This window comes from Pseudoalteromonas sp. P1-9 (assembly GCF_001399975.1).
Lineage (GTDB): Bacteria > Pseudomonadota > Gammaproteobacteria > Enterobacterales > Alteromonadaceae > Pseudoalteromonas.
In genome coordinates, this window is record NZ_LKBD01000187.1 from 1 (window position 1) to 248 (window position 248).

Sequence of the window (248 nt, forward strand, 5' to 3'; positions counted from 1 at the left end):
GTTGCAGAATTCACCTTAATCTCAAAAGCGTTTAGTGATGAAGAAACAAATTCATCACTCACGGTGATTACAATGTTGCTATGCGTTCCAGCAGTAGTTGGTGTACCAGAAAGTTTGCCTGTTGTCGTATCGAAATTTGCCCAATCAGGCTTATTCTCTATAGAAAATACCAACTCTGAACCAGCATTTAACCCGAGCATAATCTCAGGTAAGTATTCATAGCTCGAATTTACATCGACTGCCGTTGT

General features: G+C 39.9%; 1 protein-coding gene. It reads right to left on the reverse strand.

All coding sequences use genetic code 11. From position 1 onward, the window contains the following. Nucleotides 1-200: putative Ig domain-containing protein (locus AN214_RS23165; protein ID WP_235576806.1), on the reverse strand; the 200-nt coding region annotated here is incomplete at its 3' end. Nucleotides 201-248 lie beyond the last annotated feature (48 nt).